16 protein-coding genes are annotated in these 21,271 nt (G+C 43.7%); 7 read left to right on the forward strand and 9 right to left on the reverse strand.

Annotated elements, in window-relative coordinates; all coding sequences use genetic code 11:
- Positions 1-43 precede the first annotated feature (43 nt).
- The 5 genes from ACO1R6_RS08850 to ACO1R6_RS08870 all read right to left on the reverse strand — a co-directional run bounded on the left by ACO1R6_RS08850 (position 44) and on the right by ACO1R6_RS08870 (position 11,283).
- On the reverse strand, positions 44-1,555 hold the full coding sequence (locus ACO1R6_RS08850) for a RagB/SusD family nutrient uptake outer membrane protein (protein ID WP_486263999.1): 1,512 nt from the start codon (positions 1,553-1,555) through the stop codon (positions 44-46).
- A 48-nt stretch (positions 1,556-1,603) separates the two neighbouring features.
- Positions 1,604-4,795: a SusC/RagA family TonB-linked outer membrane protein gene (locus ACO1R6_RS08855; RefSeq protein ID WP_486264001.1), complete on the reverse strand. Its 3,192-nt coding sequence runs from the start codon at positions 4,793-4,795 to the stop codon at positions 1,604-1,606.
- Between the two features lie 148 nt (positions 4,796-4,943).
- Positions 4,944-7,364, reverse strand: a complete 2,421-nt coding sequence (locus ACO1R6_RS08860) for a S9 family peptidase (RefSeq protein ID WP_486264003.1) — start codon at positions 7,362-7,364, stop codon at positions 4,944-4,946.
- A gap of 827 nt (positions 7,365-8,191) precedes the next feature.
- Entirely contained in the window at positions 8,192-9,829 is a 1,638-nt protein-coding gene (locus tag ACO1R6_RS08865) for a TldD/PmbA family protein (protein WP_486264004.1), read from the reverse strand.
- 137 nt (positions 9,830-9,966) lie between these two features.
- Positions 9,967-11,283, reverse strand: coding sequence for a TldD/PmbA family protein (locus tag ACO1R6_RS08870; RefSeq protein ID WP_486264006.1), 1,317 nt, complete (start codon positions 11,281-11,283; stop codon positions 9,967-9,969).
- A 630-nt stretch (positions 11,284-11,913) separates the two neighbouring features.
- Here ACO1R6_RS08870 and ACO1R6_RS08875 point away from each other — a divergent pair.
- Positions 11,914-12,663 carry a segregation and condensation protein A gene (locus tag ACO1R6_RS08875; protein ID WP_486264008.1) on the forward strand — a complete coding sequence of 250 codons (750 nt, stop codon included), beginning with the start codon at positions 11,914-11,916 and terminating at the stop codon, positions 12,661-12,663.
- Positions 12,664-13,749 (forward strand): lysylphosphatidylglycerol synthase transmembrane domain-containing protein, encoded by a 1,086-nt coding sequence (locus ACO1R6_RS08880; protein ID WP_486264010.1) that lies wholly within the window; start codon positions 12,664-12,666, stop codon positions 13,747-13,749.
- A 154-nt stretch (positions 13,750-13,903) separates the two neighbouring features.
- On the opposite strand, the gene ACO1R6_RS08885 is transcribed toward ACO1R6_RS08880, so the two are convergent.
- The 3 genes from ACO1R6_RS08885 to ACO1R6_RS08895 all read right to left on the reverse strand — a co-directional run bounded on the left by ACO1R6_RS08885 (position 13,904) and on the right by ACO1R6_RS08895 (position 16,757).
- On the reverse strand, positions 13,904-15,823 hold the full coding sequence (locus ACO1R6_RS08885) for a DUF885 domain-containing protein (RefSeq protein WP_486264012.1): 1,920 nt from the start codon (positions 15,821-15,823) through the stop codon (positions 13,904-13,906).
- A gap of 329 nt (positions 15,824-16,152) precedes the next feature.
- On the reverse strand, positions 16,153-16,572 hold the full coding sequence (locus ACO1R6_RS08890; protein WP_486264013.1) for a nucleoside-diphosphate kinase: 420 nt from the start codon (positions 16,570-16,572) through the stop codon (positions 16,153-16,155).
- Positions 16,573-16,586: 14 nt separating this feature from the next.
- On the reverse strand, positions 16,587-16,757 hold the full coding sequence (locus tag ACO1R6_RS08895) for a hypothetical protein (RefSeq protein WP_486264014.1): 171 nt from the start codon (positions 16,755-16,757) through the stop codon (positions 16,587-16,589).
- A gap of 106 nt (positions 16,758-16,863) precedes the next feature.
- Here ACO1R6_RS08895 and ACO1R6_RS08900 point away from each other — a divergent pair, with 106 nt between their 5' ends.
- The 5 genes from ACO1R6_RS08900 to ACO1R6_RS08920 are packed head-to-tail and all read left to right on the forward strand — an operon-like array spanning position 16,864 to position 20,365.
- Positions 16,864-17,880, forward strand: coding sequence for a DHH family phosphoesterase (locus ACO1R6_RS08900; protein WP_486264015.1), 1,017 nt, complete (start codon positions 16,864-16,866; stop codon positions 17,878-17,880).
- A 22-nt stretch (positions 17,881-17,902) separates the two neighbouring features.
- On the forward strand, positions 17,903-18,883 hold the full coding sequence (locus ACO1R6_RS08905; RefSeq protein ID WP_486264016.1) for an FKBP-type peptidyl-prolyl cis-trans isomerase: 981 nt from the start codon (positions 17,903-17,905) through the stop codon (positions 18,881-18,883).
- 11 nt (positions 18,884-18,894) lie between these two features.
- A complete protein-coding gene (locus tag ACO1R6_RS08910) occupies positions 18,895-19,458 on the forward strand; it encodes an FKBP-type peptidyl-prolyl cis-trans isomerase (protein ID WP_486264018.1) in 564 nt (187 codons plus the stop codon).
- A 5-nt stretch (positions 19,459-19,463) separates the two neighbouring features.
- Positions 19,464-19,940, forward strand: coding sequence for an FKBP-type peptidyl-prolyl cis-trans isomerase (locus ACO1R6_RS08915; RefSeq protein ID WP_486264019.1), 477 nt, complete (start codon positions 19,464-19,466; stop codon positions 19,938-19,940).
- Complete coding sequence (locus tag ACO1R6_RS08920) at positions 19,940-20,365, forward strand: FKBP-type peptidyl-prolyl cis-trans isomerase (protein ID WP_486264021.1); 426 nt, start codon at positions 19,940-19,942, stop codon at positions 20,363-20,365. The genes ACO1R6_RS08915 and ACO1R6_RS08920 overlap by 1 nt, the downstream gene beginning before the upstream one ends.
- A gap of 43 nt (positions 20,366-20,408) precedes the next feature.
- On the opposite strand, the gene recO is transcribed toward ACO1R6_RS08920, so the two are convergent.
- Positions 20,409-21,122 carry a DNA repair protein RecO gene (gene recO, locus ACO1R6_RS08925; RefSeq protein ID WP_486264022.1) on the reverse strand — a complete coding sequence of 238 codons (714 nt, stop codon included), beginning with the start codon at positions 21,120-21,122 and terminating at the stop codon, positions 20,409-20,411.
- Between the last annotated feature and the right edge of the window lie 149 nt (positions 21,123-21,271).

The following is a 21,271-nucleotide window of genomic DNA, read 5'->3' on the forward strand; positions in this document are numbered from 1 at the left end:
TTCTACGCTTCTTTTAAGATTGATATTTTTAAACGGTAAAATATTAGTTGTTCACCATCTTCTTATTTAAAATAAGCTCATCACTCGGAATTGGAAAAATATAGTTCGGCGACTCTGGTGAAATGGCCAGCACAGAATGCGCGGGTTTGGCCGGAATATCTAGTCCCAGGCGCATAATGTCGGCATTACGAATTCCTTCGCCTAAAAATTCAGTCTGGCGTTCTTTAATTAACGAGGAGATTAAAGCCGCGGCATCCGGAAAACTGGCCGTGGTGTAGGTAATACTTTTATCGGAACGGTTACGTACGGCATTTAACAAAGCAACGGCCCGGGCATCTACCGCCATAGAACTTTTGGTTAAAGCCTCCGAAAGATTCAGCAATACTTCGGCATACCGGATAACCGGAATATAATCGGTATACGGCGAGGCCTGCGAAAATTTAGTAAGCCAGGTCTTTTTAGAAGAAGTACCAATTTTAATAAAGGCCCGGCGGGCATCTGCAGAAGTCCAGGAGGGATCGGCGACAATGCCATTGGGGTTAAGCGAGTATTCGCCGGCCCCGTTGCTGGTGGCCGTACCGCCATCGCCGGTACCGGGCAAATAATACCGGGGTACAGCCGTGCCTGGGGCATCGTTGCTGGTAAACGGCATCGATAAAACCGACTCCGTAGTGGTATAAGGCGGCGTAAAAACACTGGCAATGGAAGCCGCCAAAGTATTTCGCACCCCGTTGGTAGCGGTAAAAGGTGCAGCCTCCGATACAATTTTATTCCCTTCAGCAATTACGTTGGCATAATCCTGCATGCTTAAGTATACCCTGGTTTTAAGCGCTATGGCGGTATTTTTATGCGCCCGGGTAGTATTAAAAAACGCTGAACTGTAGTTTACAGGCAGGTTGGTTTCGGCAAAGTTAAGGTCCGCCAGAATTTGCTCATACGTTTCTTTAACGGTACTTCTGGCCAGGTCGTAATTACCGGGGGTTTTGTTAGCGGTAAGCCTTAAGGGCAATCCGGGTCTAGAACCGGCGCCATCGCGGTAAGGCCGGGCATATAACTGCAATAAATCGTGGTAAGCAAGCGCCCGGATTAACCGGGCTTCGGCCAGGTAATTGGCGGCTAGTGCTTCGCCGGCAACCGCAGTGCCGTACTGCGTCATGCCATCGATAAAAACATTACAGGCATTTATGGTTTGGTAACCTCTTTCCCATACCGTACCTACATCACTGGTAGTAGTTTGGGTTAGCATTTGGTACGTGGTAGCCCCGGTGGCAGCGTTCATGTTAGAACTAATAAAATCGCCGGCGCGAATATCACTTACAATATAATAAAAGCTTCCCAGAAAACCACTGGCTTTTAACGTAGCATATAAGCCGTTCACCTGGTTCAGAATACGCTCTTTGGTACTAAAGGCGGTTACGTCGGTAATTAAGGTAGTGGGCGTGGGATTCAGGTTTTCTTCTTTGTCGCAAGCACCCAGCAGAACTAAACAACTGCTCAATAACAGCATTTTTTTAAATTGGCAGGTATACTTAAATATTCCCATTAATCTGTTCATAATCATCTGTATAAGAGAATTTAATTTCTGGTAATTTCTGGTTGATTATTAAAAGCCAATATTTACGCCCACGGTAATGGTTCTGGCATTAGGAGATTGGTTCTTGTCGATGCCCTGCGACATAGATTCATTGGCATTGGTCGTTACTTCGGGGTCCATGCCGGTGTATTTGGTTAATAAGGCTAAATTTTGGCCGCTTACATACAATTGCGTACTGCTTAGCTTTAACCGCGACAGGAAACTGCCGGGCACATTATAAGATAACATTACGTTTTTCAACCGGACAAAATCTGTAGAACTAATATTAATATCGAGCGGCAGGGTATTGCCGTTAGAAACATTATCACCGTTCACTAATCTGGGCATATCCGTTTGGTCGCCGGGGTTTTTCCAGCGGCGCAACACATCGGTAGAGTTATTCCAGAACCGCTGATCCCGCATGGTGGCCTGGGTACCATTGTTCATGTGACCACCCAGTTGGTAAGTGGTTAAAATATTCAGTTGAAAAGCTTTGTACTCGAAGGTGTTGTTCCAGCCACCAAATATTTTGGGGGCGGCATTCTTATAAACAACGGCATCGGCGGCCGGGGTAATGGTCGGTGCCTGCGTACCATCTTCATAAGACCATTGGTAACGGGAAGGCGAAGAAGCATTTACGGTTTGCTGATAATATACTTTTCTTTCGCCGTCACCGGTATTGCTGATAAAGATGCGGCGGCCGGTAGCCGGATCTACGCCGGCGGTACGGATAGCATACAGCATGCCAACCGAATAATCCGGCAGCGTAATGGTATAAGCATCGCCGCTGCCTACAATAATGCTGGGCACGCCATCGGCCAAGGAAATTACCCGGTTCTGGTTGGTAGTAATATTAACCGAACTGTTCCACGAAAAATTATCTTTGGTTATAGGGCTGCCACTAAGCGAGAATTCTACTCCCTTGTTGTACATTTTACCTACGTTTTGCAGAATAGTATTATTGGTAGAGTTAGGCACACCCGCCGACGGCGGCAATGGCACACCAAAAATAAGACCATCGATATTATTTTTATAATAAGCCAATTCGCCGGTTAACTTATTGCCAAACAGACCAAAGTTTACGCCTACATCGGTTTTCTTACTGGTTTCCCATTGTAAATCGGGGTTGCCGGTGGCGTAATATACCAAACCCGACTGACCACCATACAAAGAAGCCGAGTAGGTATTTAAAGCGCCAAAGTCACTTAGGCCGCCCACATTACCAACCTTGCCATAACTGGCTCTTAATTTAAAGTTGCTGAACAATCCGTCTAACCCGGTAGCCGACCAAAAATCTTCTTTCATGAGTTCCCAACCGGCCGAAAAGCCCCAGAAAGTGCCTTTTTTATTGTTAAGCCCTAAAGCCGAATATTCATCTTGCCGGATGTTGGCTGTCAGGAAATATTTTTGCTGGTAGTCGTACTGCACCCGGCTAAACAAGGAAAACAAATAATTATCGAAAACCTGGTTGTTGGTGTTGTAAACCGCTACATTTTGCCAGCCGCCCTGAATATTGGAGTAAAACGGATCTGACTGGCCCTGGCGCTGCAAGCCAAACTGATTGCCGTCGGTTTTTTGCTGTTCCTGGCCCAGCAATAAATTAAATGTATGTTCGGCACCAATAACTTTATCTATGGTAGCGGTGTTGGTCCAAACCCATCTTTGCCGTTTAGCATTGGCGCTGTTAGTGCTACCATTGGTACCAATTCCTTCGCCAGTAATTGGGCTGAAATAAGATTCGTAAGTTGTGTACCGGTAATCGATGCCGTATAAACTTTTAAAAGACAACCAGGGGAAAGGCGATACCTGCACGTAAGCATTGGACTGGATATTGTTAACCTGGTTGCCGGAAAAGTTGTTATCCATGGATGGTACTGGGTTATAAAAGCCTAGACGCGACTGATTTAAGTGGCCGGCATTATCTTGCAGGCCCAAGAATCCGTTGGACGTATTGTTATAAGTACCATCGTTGTTGTAAGGCCCCACAATAGGCGCCAGAATTAAAGCCAGCCTGGACATACCACCCGAAGCCGAAGAGTTACCGGCTGAACCCGTAGACATGGTAGAGGCATTATTTTCGTTTATATAGTTAATTTTTGCCCCTACCCGCAACCAGTTGGTCGTGGTATTATCGACATTAAACATCACTGATTTTCGGTCGAAGCTGTTGCCCCGGAAAATACCGTCCTGCTTCGTAAACCCTACCGAGCCGTAATATTTGGTACTCTGGTTTCCGCCCGAAATGCTTAAGTTGTTGTTATGCGATACGCCGGTCCGGTAAATATAATCGTACCATCGGGTATCGATAATATTGCCGGCGGCATCGCGCGAAAAGTCGTAATAATTGGTTTGGGCATTATAAGTACCTTCGTTTCTTAAGCCTTCATTTTTAATTTCTACGTATTGGGCGGCGTTTAATACATCGGGTAAGCGGTTGGCGTTACTAAAGCCTACCCAAGACTGGTAAGACACCTTGCCCGCGCCACTTTTTCCTTTTTTTGTGGTAATAAACACTACGCCATTGGCAGCCCGGCTACCGTAAATACTGGTGGCAGCGGCATCTTTGGCAATATCTACACTTTCAATATCGGCGGGGTTAATGGCTGATAAAGGATTGGTGGCGGCATTGCCCAGATTAGATTCATTCTCGTTGGTAAAGGTGGGTACCCCATCTACCACAATTAAAGGATAAGAGCTTAATGACAGGGAATTGGTACCTCTGATCCGGAATACGGGTGCCTGGTTTACAATACCGGCGTTGGCCGTCATGTTTACCCCGGTAGCCCTACCGTTTAAAGCGCTTTCAAAACTGGTTACGGGCAACTCGGCCAGGGCACCGCCACTAACGTTGGCGATACTGCCGGTCGTTTCCGATTTTTTTTGGGTACCGTAGCCAATTACCACTACTTCATCCAGTGTTTTCTGGTCGGTGCTTAGCGAAACGTTAATGGTGGTTTCGTTGCCAACGGTGCGTTCCAAGGCCTGGTAACCAATAAAGCTAAACACCAGGGTATTGCCATTTGCCGGAACATTAAGCGAGTAAGTTCCGTCTACTGAAGTAGCCGTTCCTACAGCAGTTCCTTTTACCAGTACCGAAACACCTGGCAATCCTTGCCCGGTTGCCTGATCCTTAACCATACCAGACACGCTCTTACCCTGTGCCGCCACTTGGTGCATTAGTGTAAGCATCAGAGCAAAAAATATTAATAATTGTCTTGTCATTTGTTTTAGATTAATAGTAGAAGATGAGTTAGATAAGGTTCTTTTATTGCTGATTAGGGCTTGGAAAAAGGCAACAGGAAGCCACTGCACCAGATTTGATGCATTTTTTTGGCACCAGTGCCAATACCCGGGAAAGCTTAAATTTTACTTATTTAGAAGTTGTTACGTTTTTTTTGTTTTTCACGTACTTTTCTAACCAGCTATCCTGTTCCCAAAAAGTATGCAGCACCGATTCCCGGCTTCTGTAACCATGAAATTCTTTGGGTAACATTACCAGCCTTACGGTACCACCGTGGCCTTTTATGGCACTGTACAAGCGTTCACTCTGGATGGGGAAAGTTCCGGAATTATCATCGTCGATGCCGTGCGTCATCAACAAAGGAGTTTTAATTTTATCGGCATAATTAAATGGCGACATTTTATTGTAAACATCCATGGCCTGCCAGTAAGTACGGGCCTCGCCCTGAAACCCGAACGGCGTTAAGGTGCGGTTATACGCCCCGCTCCGGGCAATGCCGGCGGCAAACAATTTGGTGTGGGCTAACAGGTTGGCCGTCATGAAGGCACCGTAAGAATGGCCGCCTACCGCAATCCGCTCGCGGTCGGCTACGCCCATGGCAACTACGTAGTCAATTAAAGCGGTGGCATTGTCTTCTATCTGCTTAATAAAAGTATCATTGGGCTCTTCTTTGCCTTCGCCTACAATGGGCATGTCGGCCTGGTCCAGCACCGCATATCCGCGGGTAACCCAAAATACCGGCGACCGGAAAGCTAACCGGGTAAAGCGGTAAGGTGAGCCTTTAACCTGACCCGCGGCAGCCAAAGTTTTAAATTCACGGGGATAAGCCCAGATTAGCACCGGTAAAGGTGCATCTCCTTTTTTGAAATCTTTGGGCACGTATAAAGTAGCCGATAATTTAATGCCGTCTTTCCGGGGGTAAGATAATAAGGTTTTCTGCACACCCTTTAAGCCAGGATAAGGATCCGAGAAGCTGGTTAAAGCCTGCGCTTTTTTACTTTTAATATTAACTGCAAAAATATTGGGCGTCTGTTCTGTAGATTCTCTCGAGATGAAAACCGTGCCGGTATTGTTAAAGAACAACGGTTCTTCGTAATAAGGGGCCTTAGACTTAAACAACGTATCTTGTTTGTTCGTCAGCAGGTTCCATTTCAAAATAAATGGCCGGTCGCCCTGCGGCGAGGCTCCCGCTCCTTTGGTAAAAACCACCGGCTGGCTGCCTTTTTCGAACAACAAAGTTTTGTCTTTATTATAAATAAAATCGCCCGGATCGGTGTAGGTATCTTCTGAAGAGCGGTTGGCAATTTGTTTAATCACTTTCCCGGTTTGCGGGTTAATTAACGTCATGATAGACTTACGGTCTTTTCGCCAGCGTTCTTCTACAATGGCGTAATCTTTATTTCCCCACTCTACGCCCCCATATCTTAAAGGCATTGAAAATAGCTTTTTCGGGGTGCCATTAAACGGTGCGTCTAATGTAAATACCGCATCCCGGATAGGTGCTTTTGTATTCGGGTCGCCGTTGTCCTGTGCCTCTGCCCAGGCTACGGTAGCCGGCGCATCTGTTCGCCATTCGTAACCCCGCGGGCCCGTTAATACGGCATCAAAACCAGTAGGTAGTTTATCGGCTAATGGAGCGCTATACAGTTGCTTAACTACCGCTCCCTTGGTATCCAGAATGGTGGTATTAAACGGGAAATAATACACAGGCACCAAATAAGAATAAGGCTTTTGCACCGTCTGCACCATCAGGTATTTACCATCCGGCGAGTAAGCAACACTGCGATAAATAGCGGGCGAGCCAATTTTAGTAACCTCACCCGCTACCGAAATTTCCTGCAATTGGGAGGTTAAATAATATTCCATCAACTGCTCATCGTATGCATTCTGCAATAAATTCTGGTAAGTTCTGGAAGGCGTAATTACCCCCAGGTTTTCCTGGATTACGGGTCCGGAAGGCACAATACTTTCAACTGGTTTACCGCCGCGTTCGGCCTGGATAAACTGCGCCAGAATATGTTTTCCGTCCGGATGCCACTGCAGGGTTTTGCCAAAAGCATCATTCAGGTAAGCATCCGATAACTTAACTGCTTTTAATGATTTTATATCGGCCACCCAGAGTTCTACGCCCTTAAAAGTGTTATTCGTAAAAGCAAAATAGCTGCCGTCCGGGCTCCAGGTAATATTAGTTAGCCGCGGATTAGCGGGCAGGCCGGTCAGTTTTAGTTCCTTGCCGGTTTTTACGTTTTTAAGGGTGAGAGTATTGTATACGCCAGCCACCTCCGACTCGGTAGAATTATTGGCCGGATTCACTTTAATGCCGGCAATGCCGATTACGGGTTGCGCTACCTGCTCAATAGAAGCATAACCGGGTGCTTGCAGCAACAGCATTAAACTACCATCTTTATTAAACTGAACCGTTGGCGAGTTGGGAGCATCTACCAGGTCAACGATGCTTTTGGGTGGCAACTGGTACGTTAAATTGCTTTGCGCATACCCCGATAAGGTCAAGCTTCCGAAAAAGAATAAGCCCAGATAAAATTTCTTCATATTTGTTTGTTTGTTTTGCAGGAAAGGAGTTTAATTATTCAGAAATAAGTATCAATGTAACCTGATTGGCAAAAGCTAAAATCAGGTATGTCTTATTCTAATAAAAGATAGAAACTATAATTCTGTCCATCCGGATAATGAACAGAATAGTTTTTTGGTTGCTGACTTAGCAAATCTAAAGTTGTTGTTATAAGAGCTCCTATTTTGTAAGACAAACTTCTAACAAGTACAGTTAAGGAGAATAGGCATATATCAGGATTGTAAATCATCATCTAAAAAAGTTTAAATGAGAATATTATTTTTTTATAGCACCACAATCTTATGCACATCTTATACAATTATACCTAATTCGTTGATTAACCCCTAATATTTTAAGTGACTTTTTGAAAAATATTCATTTTATCAAAAAACAAGCATTAATTTTAAAGGCAAATTAAATATTATCCAAAATTCAATCCACATCTTTATTATAAACTTCAACAAAACGGCATCAGAGATTAAAAAATAATAAAACTGCACTTAAACAGGTTTTATCTGTTCTTTAAGCTTTAAATTATTATCATCCGAGTAGTTTGATTTATAATTGTTAAATAAGAAACACCAATTTTAATAGCTGCACTCACCGGTTTAGACGTTTACCTGTTTATAGACAGCAACTACTTAAATGATGATTACTTGTGAATAAAGGAAATAGCCGCTGGTTATTTTCTAATATTTATCGCTTTAGCAAGAACACAGTTGCTTATTTTTTTAGAGATAAAGCAAAGCGTAGCCAGGCACCTAAAACTTTACGTACAAAAAAGCTACTACAAAAGAGTTTATGATTCTTAACTTATTTTTCGGCCGGTATTGATTACATTAATGCCGTTAAACCGGGCAGTGGGGCAACCATGCGAAACCGCACTTGATTGGCCGGGTTCTCCTTTACCATCAAAGAAAGTACCTCCTAACCGGTAATCATCTTTATCGCCCAAGGCCGCGCAGGAGTTCCAGAATTCCTGGGTGTTAGATTGGTAAGCGGCATCGCGCAGCATGCCCACAATTTTGCCGTTTTTAATTTCGTAGCATAGCTGGCTACTAAACTGAAAATTGTACCGCTGGTGATCAATAGAAGAAGTATTACGGCCCAGCATGTAAATGCCTTTTTCTACATTCTTAATCAGGTCGGCGGCGCTCATTTTTGCTTTACCGGGCTGTAAAGAAACATTGGGCATACGCTGAAACTGCACATCTTCCCAACTCTGGGCGTAGCTGCAACCCTGCGACTCTGCCAAGCCAACCATGTGGGCCTGGTCGCGGGTAGCCTGTAATCCCACCAGCACGCCGTCTTTTACAATGCTCCAGTCTTTGGTTTTTACTCCTTCGTCATCATACCCCACGGTTCCCATGGCATCGGGTTGGGTTTTATCGGCTACCAGGTTTACAATTTTACTACCGTACTGAAACTTTCCGGATTTTAGCTTTTCTAAAGTAACAAAGCTGGTACCGGCCATATTGGCTTCGTAGCCCAACACCCGGTCCAGCTCCGTGGGGTGGCCCACCGATTCGTGAATGGTTAGGAATAATTGGCTGGGGTCCAGCACCAGGTCGTATTTGCCGGGCAAAACCGGTTTTGCTTTTAATTTTTCGTCGAGGTTAGCGGCCGCTTCTCTTACATCGCCTAAAATATCGTAACGGCTTTTATAGGTAGTTACCACGCCGCGTACTTTTTCTTCTTCCTTCGGAATAAGATATTCATAACCTTTGCCAATAGGAGCGCTTAAGGCATTTCGGCTTTCAAACCGGCCGGTATTCGCATCGGTTTTGGTTACCGTAAAAGTGGGCCAGAGCCGGTGAATATCCTGGTCGATATAAGATCCATCGGTAGAGGCAAAATATTTTTGCTCATTTATCAGGTAAAGCGACGAATTGGCAAATTTAGCACCGCCTTTTATGCCTTCGGCATTTACGTTAAAAAGTAAATCTACTTTTTCTTTTACCGGAACGGCAAAGCCGTTTACCTCAATGGGTGTTTTCCAGGTTACCTCGCCGTAGCCTTTTTGCCGGGCTAACTGCACGGGCTTGTCCATTAATTTGGCGTTTACCTTGGCTAACGCCACCGCCTGCGTAGCTGCTTTGGCTATAGAATCTTTATCCAGATTATCTGTAGAAACAAAGCCCCAACTGCCATTTACCAGTACCCGCACGCCCATGCCATAAGATTCGGTATTGCTAATGCTTTCTACCTTTTTTTCGCGGGTAATAATAAACTGGTTTAAGTACCGGCCAATGCGCACATCGGCATAAGATGCGCCTTTGGCGCGGGCGGTGTTCAAGGCAATATCGGCCATTTGCTTTTTTAAAGAAGCATCTACCGGAATCAGGGCTTTTTCAAAAGGAATATCGTGGCCCAACAGCGGCACACTGGGCAGCATAGAGGCCCCTAAACCCATTCCGGATAAATACAAAAAGTCTCTTCTTTTCATTTTAATCTTTATTTAATAGCTATTGGTTAAAGGCTATTTAGCTTTAAGCTAAAATTTATTTACACATTTTTAGGTCTCTAAAAATTAGACCGTGCTTTTAAAAAATCATGAACCTCTACAGTAAGCCAGGTTTATGATTAAACAGCATCCGAAAGAGAAGTAAAGGTAAAATCCCGGATTTTCATAGGTGGTATTATCATGTTGCCACTCCGGACGGCTTTACCCAAGGTTTCGAGGTTGTTTAGCATAATAATGGGGCTTTCGTTAAAGCGGAAATTCTTTACCGGAAATTTAATTTTACCGTTTTCGATGTAAAAGGTACCGTCGCGGGTAAGGCCGGTTAAGGTAAGGGTTTGCGGATCTACCATGCGGGTATACCAAAAGCGTGTAACCAGTATGCCTTTTTCTGTTCCTTTAATCAGGTCGGCAATAGAGCCATTACCACCTTCCATTATATATGCCGATGGTTCCGGTACTGGTTTTACCCCTTTTTTATCGGCCCAATACCGGGAGTAGCTCAAGTTTTTTATTATTCCGTCTTCAACCCAAACTGTTTTCTCCTGCGGCAAGCCGTTGCTGGCCCAGGTAGGAGAAGGCAACTCCGGATGTAGCGGGTCAGAATATATAGTTACCTTCGGGTCCAGCAGCAGCTCGCCTACACGGGTGCCACCGCCTTTTTTGCTCATAAAACTGCGGCCTTCATCGGCACTGCGGGCATTAAAGCCATTCAGCATAAAACCCATTAACCCACTTGCCGCCAGTGGCTCCAGAATAACAGTGTATTTACCAGGCTCAATGGCTTTGGCCCCGGCCGATGTTATGGTTTTGTCGGCCGCAATTTTGGTTTGGGTTAAAGTATCCAGTTTAGCGAAATCATGTGAACTCTGGCTGGCATAACCCGAGCCGGTGCCTTCCTGATTCCGGACCGTTACCGAGAAGGAAACATCGGTTTCTTTGTTATAAGCAAAAAGACCTTTAGAATTTTGCAAAGCCACAAAGGTGGTTGCATTATTCAGAAAACTGGCTGCCTCCAGGTTAGCTGCTTTAGCAACTTTTATACTGTTTAAAGCGGCATCGGCCCGGTTATTAGAAGAAAGTGCTGCCGTAGCAGGGTTAAAAGTGATAGACTCATTATAAGTTTGGGGCTCTAGTAAGGGCAGGTATTCGGGATTTTCCGGGGCTAAGCGGGCTAATTCCTCGGCTCGTCGCATACCTTTTTCCAGCGAGGCATCGTCGAACTCATTAATGGTGGTATTGCCGGTTCTTTTACCCAAAGTAGCATTTATACTTAAGGTCATTTTACTTTTTTCGCCGGCCGTAGACACCGCATTACGGGCTGTCCGGATATTACCTTCTTCCGAACCATTTAGTATAACTTCGCATTCATCGGCTTTGGATAGCTTTAGTGCTTTGCTTAAAATTTTTTGCGATTCTTCTTTACTTAGTATAGCCATGTATCCTGAACTTTTCTTTCGGTTTGCGCGGAGAAATCTTACCTGGAACACTGTACTTAAATAAAGACCTGCCTTGCAGGTAAATATTTAAATGCAGGTAAAATTTATAATTAATAATCTGGCTGGTGGGGGTGATATGAAACTGCTCTGTAAAAGCAACAATTTATATCCGTCTAAATATATTAAATATTTATTAAATAATTTACACAATAAACTTATTTTTATTAAAATATTTACGAGACTATTCAGCTTAAATTGGCCAGTAAAAGAATTAAGTTTATTCTGAAGGGCTGTTTAGCAGTAGCTTTTAGTATACAAATAATCAAATAGAAGAAGCTGTTTTTATTATTTTTAAATTTTAGGATATTTATAAAAAACGCCTGCCAAGCCTAATACCAGCGCTTACAATATTTAGGCTGTTTTGCTAGCCCAGTAATTATTAATAAAATCACGGCTGCCGTCAATTATTTTCTACTAAAGCAACCCTCCTGCTCTTAAGCAAAAGCTGGCTTTTAGCGGCTAAGCCAAATTGGTAAAGCGCCAGCCCGGAAATTTATTTTAGCAGATTGCGGTAGTTTTGCTTAATTTTGAATAATTCCATAAATACAGTCTGTTTTAAAAGCCGATATTGTGAGTTTTGAAATTAAATTACCGCTTTTTGAAGGACCTTTTGATTTGCTGCTTTTCTTTATTGAACGGGATGAGTTAGATATTCATGACATTCCGATCTTTAAAATAACGAATGATTTTATGGCTTACCTCACCGAACTGGAACAGTTAAACATGGAGGTAGCCAGCGAATTTATCTTAACGGCGGCAACGCTTATGCGCATTAAAGCCAAGCTTTTGCTACCCCGCACCGAGAAAGATGCCCAGGGTAACGAGATAGACCCGCGCCAGGAATTGGTGCAGCACCTGCTCGAGTATAAAAAATACAAAAATGTACTCGGCGAAATTGCCCGTCTGGAAGAAAGGCGGCTTATGATGGAGTCGCGCGGAAATATTCCGGACGAACTGGCCCTGATTGCCAAACGGAGCAACCTCGATTACGAACTCCAGGATTTAAACCTGTATAAACTCATGCGGGTTTTCGAGAACGTCATGGGCCGCTTCGAAGAAGAACAAAACCGCCCCAAGCATACCGTTTATACTTACCCTTATACCATCGAAGACCAGAAGAGCTACATCATAAACCGGGTAACTACCGAAGGCGGCATAGATTTCACGCAGATTATCGGGGCTTACCCCGACAAGATTGGCTTGATTTTCAACTTCTTGGCTATCTTGGATATGCTGCAGTTAAATATTATCAGCATTAAGATTAGCGATGGTTTCAATAATTTCCGTATTACTCCATTTGAGGAGAACCAAGCCGCCTAAATGGATCAGAACCGCAAAAAACTTTTAGAGAATTTTTCTACCCGTCGTATTCTTATCCCGGTTTTTATCGGGTTAGGTGTGGTGGGCTATATGCTATACCGCGACCCGGCGGCCGCCAACCTGAGCGCTTTGTTAGATGCCAAACTGCACTGGCTGTTTATAACCATTGTGGTACTGGTTGTGCGCGATGCTGGCTATATGTACCGCATTAAACACATCACCGAAAATGCCCTGAGTTGGCGGCAAAGTATAGATGTAATTATGCTCTGGGAATTTGCCTCCTGCGTAATGCCCTCGGTAGTAGGTGGCTCTACGGTGGCTACTTTTATTATAAACAAAGAAGGGGTACCATTGGGCAAATCGCTGGCGTACGTTATGGTAACGGCCATGCTGGATAATCTTTATTTCCTGATTGCGGCCCCCATTGTATTACTGGCCACCCAAGGGGCTATTTTCCCGGATGTAGCGGGGCTTAGTTTCTCGGTAAGTTCCAGTCTGGAAGTAGTTTTTATTATCAGTTATGTGCTGATGGGCATTTATGCTTTTGTAATGATGTATGCCTTGTTTTTTAGGCCACAAGCCGTAAAGCGCCTTTTGCTGCGCATTACCTCTTTCCCGTTTTTACGGCGCTGGCGGCAGTCGGCGTTTAAACACGGTAACGAGCTGGTCTGGGCCTCGCGGCAAATAAAAGGCAAATCCTGGAACTACTGGTTTCATGCGGCTATTTCTACGGCTTTCGTCTGGACGGCCCGCTACTACGTGGTAAGCTGTATTATTGCGGCTTTTCTGCCGATTTCGTTTAACGAGCACCTGCTTATTTTTGCCCGTAACTTTGTCTGGAAAGTAGTGTTGTTAGTAGCCGTTACGCCCGGCGGAGCGGGTATTGTGGAAGCCACTTTTAAAGTTTTTTTCCAGGATTTTATCGGGCCATCGCTGCTGGTATTAATTCTACTGTTTTACCGCATTGTTACGTATTATTTATACTTGGTGCTGGGTTCTATATTCCTGCCCCGCTGGATTGCCCGGGTATTTAGAGGTAAAAAAGAAGAAGAAGATTTGCCTAAAGTAACAACCTTACGGGATTAACCTGTAACGCTAATAGCTTTAACTCCGTCATGGTTTAAGTTTTAGCCATGACGGAGTTAAATAACAGAACGGATTTATCCTCCATTATTTATTAGGAGCAATATTAAAAGAGCTTATTACTTATAACCTACAACTTATTACTTACTTAAAATATTTAACTCGTAGGTTTAATTGCCTGTTTCTGTTTTATCCATTGGGTTACTTGCTCAGCCAGAATATTGAGTGGCAAAGCCCCGTTCGTGAGCACAACATCATGAAATTCGCGCAGATTAAATTTACTACCTAATTCTTTTTTGGCCTGCTCGCGCAATTCCAATATTTTAAGCATACCTATTTTATAGCCAGTGGCTTGCGAGGGCCATACAATATAGCGTTCTACTTCTTTGCGCAAGTCGTTTTCGGGGCTGGGGCAATTCCGGATAAAATATTCCAGGGCTTGTTGCTTGGTCCATTTTTTCTGATGAATACCCGTATCAATTACCAACCGGCAAGCCCGAAATATTTCGTTAGCCAGGCGGCCAAAATCGGAATAAGGGTCTTGATAGAGGCCAATTTCTTTGGGCACCAGTTCGGCGTAAAGGGCCCAACCTTCTACATAAGCGGTGTTACCGCCTAAAGTCCGGAATTTAGGTATATTTTTCAGCTCCTGGGCAATAGCTATTTGCATGTGATGGCCCGGTATACCTTCGTGGTAAGCCAAAGACTCCATCTGGTAAATGGGTTGGTCGCCGAGGGTAAATAAATTAACGTAATACCGGCCGGGCCGTTTTCCGTCTAAAGAGGGTTGCTCGTAAAAAGCGCCCGCCGCCGATTTTTCCCGGAAGGCTTCTACGGCTTTTACTTCTATGCCTGCTTGTGGTTGGGTAATAAATAATTCGTTCAGCCGCCCTCTCATGTTATTTATAATAGCCGTTGCCTGTTTCAGGTAAGCTTTTTTGCCGTCTGCGGTAGTGGGGTAATAAAATTGCTTATTAGTGCGCATAAACTCGTAAAATGCCGGCAGACTATCGGGTTTAAAATTGGTTTTACGCATAATAGCCCGCATTTCCTGCTGAATACGGGCCACTTCTTTTAACCCGATTTCATGAATTTGTTCGGCCGTTAAATTGGTAGTGGTAGTAGCGCGCAACGCCGATTTATAAAAATCATTGGCTTCCGGAAATTGCCAGGCACCACCTTCTACCGGAGCTTGGGGCGCTAAATAATTAAAATAAGCCGTTAATTTCTCGTAAGCTGGTTTTACAGAAGTTAAAAGGGCATTATTTGCTTCTGCAATCAGGCTGTCTTTGCGGGGCTGGGTTAAACCTTTTAAGTCATTTACTTTGGTGGTAAAATCGGCGAGTAAGGTGCTGGGCGTGCCGGTGCTATCGAAAGGCTGACCTTGCAACAAGTTGCGGCAATCTTCCAATAGCATCGGAAAAACAAACTGCGGCGGAATAATTCCTTTCTCTTCCCGAACTTTTAAACCCGCCAGGTGCTGCTCGAACAAGGTATTTACCTTTTTTAAACGCGCAATGTAGGCGCGGGCATCTTTTTCGTCGGTTACCTGATGAATATTAATTAAAAAAGCCGGCAAATCAGAATGCAAGCCCGACATCTGGTTTTCGAGGTAATTGTGGAAGCGGTATTTAAAATTATTAATTTCTTGCTGGGCCGTGTACTCGTACATTTTATAACTGAGTTGCCCTTGTTCGTCGAGCGCATCGTAGTTAAAGTTTTCGTGGAGTTGGGCCAGGGTGGCTTTGGTAAATTCCAGTTCGGCCTGGGCGTGCTCATCAGAGCGGTCAGTCCATTTATAGTAATTTTCTTTGCCACCTACATAAGACTCGTACTCCGGGTTACGCGCCAGCATTTGCTTAAATTTTTCTTCAAAAAAGTCGTTCAGCTTTTTCGTTTCGGCAACTTTATCGGCTTGGGTTAAGGTTTTGGGTTGTTTACCTTGGCAGGCCACCAGAAGTAAGGCTAAAATTAAACCAGCTACTACCTGTTTGGCACTGGTTATAAAAGAAATAAACATAGCTAAGAAACTAGAAGACAAAGATTTATTTACAGCAAATATTAAAGATGCAGCCATATTTATGAACGGCTACTTACTTTCCCAAAATAAGCAATTTTATGCTTAAAAATCAGTTTTTACGGGTACTACAACGGGTACCGGGAGTACATAAATAGCACATTTACAATATACTCCTGGCCGTTTTAATCCTACATTACCTAACACCACGCCCGCTAAATTTTATCAATGCCGTTTTGTTTGCCATTAAAGCCTATTTCTGACGCAACCGTACCCTAAAGGCGCACCAATATTTATGGCATTATTTACTAACGCAGCCGTTTTGCATAAAATAAAAAAGCCTTCCGGTATAACCAGAAGGCTTTCGCTTCCATTATTAATTTATTTGCTTAAAACTGCTCGTCGGTACCAAAGAAAAAGTCGCCTTCTATTTGGGCATTCTCATCAGAGTCAGAACCATGTACCGCGTTGGCTTCTACCGATTTGGCGTATTTTTTACGGATAGTTCCTTCTTCGGCCTGGGCTGGGTTGGTAGCTCCAATTAATTTCCGAAAATCAGCTACGGCATTATCTTTTTCTAAAATCATGGCCACAATTGGGCCAGAGCTCATGTACGTAACTAAATCGTTATAAAAAGGCCGCTCTTTGTGCACTTCGTAAAATTTACCGGCTCTTTCGGGAGTTAAGCGGGTCTTTTTCATTGCTACTACCCGGAAACCATCGGCTTCTATCATCTGGGTTATGGCGCCAATGTGGTTATCCTGCACCGCATCGGGCTTAATCATGGTAAATGTTCTGTTTGATGCCATTGTCTAATTTTATTTTAATTTAAGTTTTTATATTTTACTTTTTGGGCTTTGTTCGTTGGGTTGTAGCTTGTACGGGTAATAAACCCAACCGGCAATAAAATATAACTTCCCCCCGGCCAAATGCGGTGCAAAAGTAATACTCTTTCGGTAATTTCTTTTGTTTCGGCTAAAATAGTAAATGCCATTTGCCCCGAATAAATCCTGATTGAATTATTTTTTTGTTTTAGAAGTTATTAATGCTGAATTTTGTGTCTTGTACCTGATATAAAACGGGCACTTTTTAAGCGAATAATGCATAATATTGCTGCTCTTGCCGAGCTACTTACGAATCCAAAACAGATCCTGATTACTACGCATCATAAACCTGATGCCGATGCACTGGGATCTTCATTAGGCTTAGCTGGTTATCTGAAAAAGAAAGGTCACCAGGTAACCGTAGTTACACCCTCCGATTATCCAGATTTTTTAAACTGGATGGCAGGCAACGAAGATGTTATTATCTACTCAGAAGCAAAGAGTAAACTCGTTCAGAAACTCATCAATCAGGCCGAAGTTATTTTTTGTCTTGATTTTTCGGCCCTGAGCCGCATCAACGAAATGGGCGAGTACATCCGGCAGGCGCCGGCTAAAAAAGTACTCATTGACCACCACCTGGAACCCGAAAATTTTGCCGATATTGTTTTTTCTGATACTTCGGCCGCGGCTACTGCCGAACTGGTATTTGAAGTAATCCGGGATTTAGGCGACCAGGAACTGATTGATGTTAAAATTGGCGAATGCCTGTATGCCGGCATTATGACCGATACGGGTTCTTTCCGGCACCCCAGCACCTCCCGCAACGTGCACCTTATTATTGCCGAACTCCTGCACATTGGTGTTAATACCTCTAATATTCACCGGTTAATATACGATAGCCACACCGAATCGCGTTTACGCTTTTTAGGTTATGTGCTCAAAGATAAACTGACTGTACTACGGGAGTTTAAAACGGCTTACATTGCCATAAGTGCGGCCGAATTAAAAGAATATGACTCTAAAACCGGCGATACCGAAGGTCTCGTAAATTTTGCTTTATCTATGGAAGGGGTGGTTTTTGCCGCCGTTATCATAGACCGGGGCTCAGCCGTAAAAATATCTTTCCGGTCGGTAGGCGAATTTTCGGTAAATGACTTTGCCCGCAAACACTTTGATGGCGGTGGCCACCGCAACGCGGCCGGCGGCATCTCTTATTTACCGCTCGACGAAACAGTACGAAAATTTATTAGCTTATTACCAGAATACCAGCAACAACTAGTTCAAAACCAATAAACTTTAAATAATTAAAAACCCAATGTTAAAGAAATCTCTTTTAATAGTGCCGGCACTGGCTGGCTTGCTCGCTTTTCAGGCTTGCAATAATCAGGGCGGCAGCTTTAAAAAATCAGAAACCGGTTTAGAATACAAGCTCTTTACCAAAGATAAAGACGGCAAATACACCGCCAAAGATATGCCGAGCTTAAAAGACACCACTAAACTAAACAAAGAAGGCCAGATTGTGCGCATGCACATGAAATACCAGGGCATAACTGCCAAAAGCAAAAAAGACTCGGTATTAATGGATTCTTACTCGAAAGGCATGCCGTTCTGGATTCCGGTAATGAAGCCATCTTTTAAAGGTGGTTTAGAAGAAGCTTTTGCCGCTTTGGCTCCCGGCGACAGCGGAGTATTTAAAATAAACGCTGATTCTCTTTTCACCAAAACTTTCCGGCAGCCCCTGCCACCGTTTATTCAGAAAGGCTCTTTATTAACGTTTTTCATTTCGGCTGAAAAAGTAATGAGCCAGCAAGAAGCCATGATGGACCAGCAAAACGCCATGACGGCTTATATGGATAAACAAAATAAAACCGACGATGCCGTTATTCAAAAATATATAAAAGAAAAAGGCATGCAACCTCAGAAGACTAGTACGGGTCTTTATTACGTTGTAACCCAACAGGGCAACGGACCAAAGGCAGAACCGGGCAAAATGGTATCGGTAAATTATACTGGCACTACCCTCGACGGTAAAGAATTTGACTCGTCTAAGAAAAATGGCCGGCCAATAGAATTTCCGTTAGGCCAAAGCGCGGTTATCCGGGGCTGGGATGAAGGCATAGCTTTATTAAACAAAGGCAGTAAAGCCACTTTATTAATTCCCTCAACCATGGCGTACGGTCCGCAGGAAAGTCCAGGCATTCCAGCTAACTCTGTACTACGTTTTGATGTGGAGTTAGTGGATGTAAAGGAAATGTCGGCCCAAGACATGCAACCGCAATTTAATCCACAACAATAAATTTAATTAACATGCGTACCTTACCTTTTTCTAAAAAATTACAGCGGAGCAGTAGCTTATTTTTCACCGGACTACTGCTGGCCATTTTTTCTTTCTCATTTTCGGGTTGTATGAAAGACGACAGCAACCTGGACCAACTAGCTCTTGAGCAAGAAGAAGCTTTTAAACGGCAAATAGGTATTGATACCGTGTTAATTCAGCAGCATTTAAATGCGAATAATATTACGGCCAAAAGTACCAAAACCGGTTTGTTTTACGAAGAACAAACGTTAGGTACCGGTGTACAACCCGTAGCAGGTCAAATTGTTAAAACCCATTACCGCTTATTTAATTTAAACGGTGCTGAACTGCAAAGCTCCTACGGCAAGCAAACGTATGATTTCCAGTTATGGAGCTCTAATGGCGGTATTTACGGTTACCAGCAAGGTGTTTCTATGCTTAGAGTAGGTGGTAAAGGGCGTTTTTTCCTGCCTTCGGGTTTGGCCTACGGAGCTAGTGGGCAACCCCAGGGCAACATTGCCCCCAATACTATTCTTGTTTTTGAAATTGAGCTCATCGAAGCCAGAAATCCTTAATAACTATGCGCTACCTCAAAAGCAATTTAATTTATTTATTAGCGCTTTTTTGCACCGTCGTTTTTTTACCGGCGTGTAAAGACGATTATTCTGAACGGTTTGATCAGATAAATGAACGGGACGAGAAAGCTATCCAACAGTATATAACCGATAATAATATTCAGAATGCCCAACGGCAATCTTCGGGCGTATATTATATTCCGCAAGTTGCCGGCAATGGTACCCCCATTAAGCGGGGCAATACCGTTAAAGCACATTATATTATCCGGGATATTTACGGCCAGAAACAAGAATCGACTTATGACTCCGGCCAGCCAGCTTCTTTTCTGGTTGGTTCGAGTAATAATCTGACGGGCTTAAACGAAGGCTTGCTGCTGATGCAAAACGGCGAAAAAGCCATTATTATCATTCCAGCATTAATGGGTTACGGGCAATATTCTTCTGTTACGGTTTACGAATTAACCATATTAGAGGTAAAATAATGTTCCGGGCAGCGCTGGTAGCCGTTTTGTTTTGGTTAGCGATAGGCAAAGCCTGGGCGCAATCCGATACTACCATAACTGCCTCTGGTATTAAATACGTAATTTTAGAACGCGGCCAGGGGGCTACGCCCGCTAAAGGCGCTAAAGTAACCGTAAACTTTACCGGTAAATTTAAAAGCGGGCACATTTTCGATTCGTCGTCGTTAGATGGTAAACCGCTAAAATTACGGCTTGGTAAAAACGAATTAATACCGGCCTGGGAAGAAATATTGCTGCTAATACCCGCCGGCACCAAGTTGGTAATGGTAGTACCTGCTGCTTTGGGCTACGGAGCCGCCGGCCTGCAAGCCGACGATGATCAGTACAAAGTACCGCCCAATACTGATTTAATTTTTGAGTTGGAACTGATTTCATTTAAAAACTGATACAAACCTAAAAAAGCCTTATTTCTGCCGGAATAAGGCTTTTTTATTCGGCCAGCACTTCTGATAAAACCTGCAACGATTTAATTTCGCCGAGTTTTTCTACGTGTAACTGGTAATATTTAATAATAATCTGCAACAATTCGCGGCGTACCTTGCCATTGGGAATCTGGGCCGTTTCCGGCTCATGCAGCAAAGCGTCTAAATGCGTCTCGAATAGCTGAAAATGAATAACGGCCGGCCGCCCACCAATAAACTGCTGACTGCCGGCAAAAGCCACCTGCGAAGTTACATCGGCGCCGGACGTAGGGCCAAAACCCAAAAAGAAAGAAAGCTGCAGCAGAAATATTAAATGAAAATTTTCAAAGCCCTCGGTTTGTTGGTCGAAGAAGACCATAGCCTGGTACATATATGTAAACAACGGGTGGTTTTCTTCTTCCTCTTTTATGGTATAAGAAATTACTTCGGCCAGAAACAATAAAATACTACTCTTCCGGATGTCGTACGGAATAGAAGTATACGGGTAGCTCACTTTATATTCTGAGATGCGGGTAATGCCGCCGCGGGCCGAAGTATACACCACCATATCGAGTAGCGTAAACGGCTGAAACAAGGCTATGCGGGAAGTGGTAGATTTTTGCCGGACACTGTTTACAATATAGGTCTGCAGGCCCAGTTCTTCGGTATATACCCGGGCAATAATAGAGGTTTCCCTAAATTTGATAAAATTTAATACAATTCCCCGGGTTTTTACAAGCACTTCTTTCCTTACTATAAATTAAAAACTACGGCAACATAAATTTAATAAATATAAGCGCACGTTTCGGTTTTGACTGGTATGTCTTAAATAAATATTTATTCCATTAACCAAAATTTGAACCGGCTCTAACAACATACTTTGCTTATTAA

The sequence above is a fragment of the Adhaeribacter sp. genome, assembly GCF_057359045.1.

Excerpts from the sequence above, each read along its gene's own strand:
- ACO1R6_RS08915 (WP_486264019.1), top strand. The coding sequence starts at position 19,464 with ATGCGCTACCTCAAAAGCAATTTAATTTATTTATTAGCGCTTTTTTGC.
- ACO1R6_RS08880 (WP_486264010.1), top strand. The coding sequence starts at position 12,664 with ATGGATCAGAACCGCAAAAAACTTTTAGAGAATTTTTCTACCCGTCGT.
- ACO1R6_RS08895 (WP_486264014.1), bottom strand. The coding sequence starts at position 16,757 with ATGGCATTTACTATTTTAGCCGAAACAAAAGAAATTACCGAAAGAGTA.
- ACO1R6_RS08900 (WP_486264015.1), top strand. The coding sequence starts at position 16,864 with ATGCATAATATTGCTGCTCTTGCCGAGCTACTTACGAATCCAAAACAG.
- ACO1R6_RS08850 (WP_486263999.1), bottom strand. The coding sequence starts at position 1,555 with ATGAACAGATTAATGGGAATATTTAAGTATACCTGCCAATTTAAAAAA.
- ACO1R6_RS08860 (WP_486264003.1), bottom strand. The coding sequence starts at position 7,364 with ATGAAGAAATTTTATCTGGGCTTATTCTTTTTCGGAAGCTTGACCTTA.
- ACO1R6_RS08905 (WP_486264016.1), top strand. The coding sequence starts at position 17,903 with ATGTTAAAGAAATCTCTTTTAATAGTGCCGGCACTGGCTGGCTTGCTC.
- ACO1R6_RS08855 (WP_486264001.1), bottom strand. The coding sequence starts at position 4,795 with ATGACAAGACAATTATTAATATTTTTTGCTCTGATGCTTACACTAATG.
- ACO1R6_RS08870 (WP_486264006.1), bottom strand. The coding sequence starts at position 11,283 with ATGGCTATACTAAGTAAAGAAGAATCGCAAAAAATTTTAAGCAAAGCA.
- ACO1R6_RS08890 (WP_486264013.1), bottom strand. The coding sequence starts at position 16,572 with ATGGCATCAAACAGAACATTTACCATGATTAAGCCCGATGCGGTGCAG.
- ACO1R6_RS08885 (WP_486264012.1), bottom strand. The coding sequence starts at position 15,823 with ATGGCTGCATCTTTAATATTTGCTGTAAATAAATCTTTGTCTTCTAGT.
- ACO1R6_RS08920 (WP_486264021.1), top strand. The coding sequence starts at position 19,940 with ATGTTCCGGGCAGCGCTGGTAGCCGTTTTGTTTTGGTTAGCGATAGGC.
- ACO1R6_RS08865 (WP_486264004.1), bottom strand. The coding sequence starts at position 9,829 with ATGAAAAGAAGAGACTTTTTGTATTTATCCGGAATGGGTTTAGGGGCC.
- ACO1R6_RS08910 (WP_486264018.1), top strand. The coding sequence starts at position 18,895 with ATGCGTACCTTACCTTTTTCTAAAAAATTACAGCGGAGCAGTAGCTTA.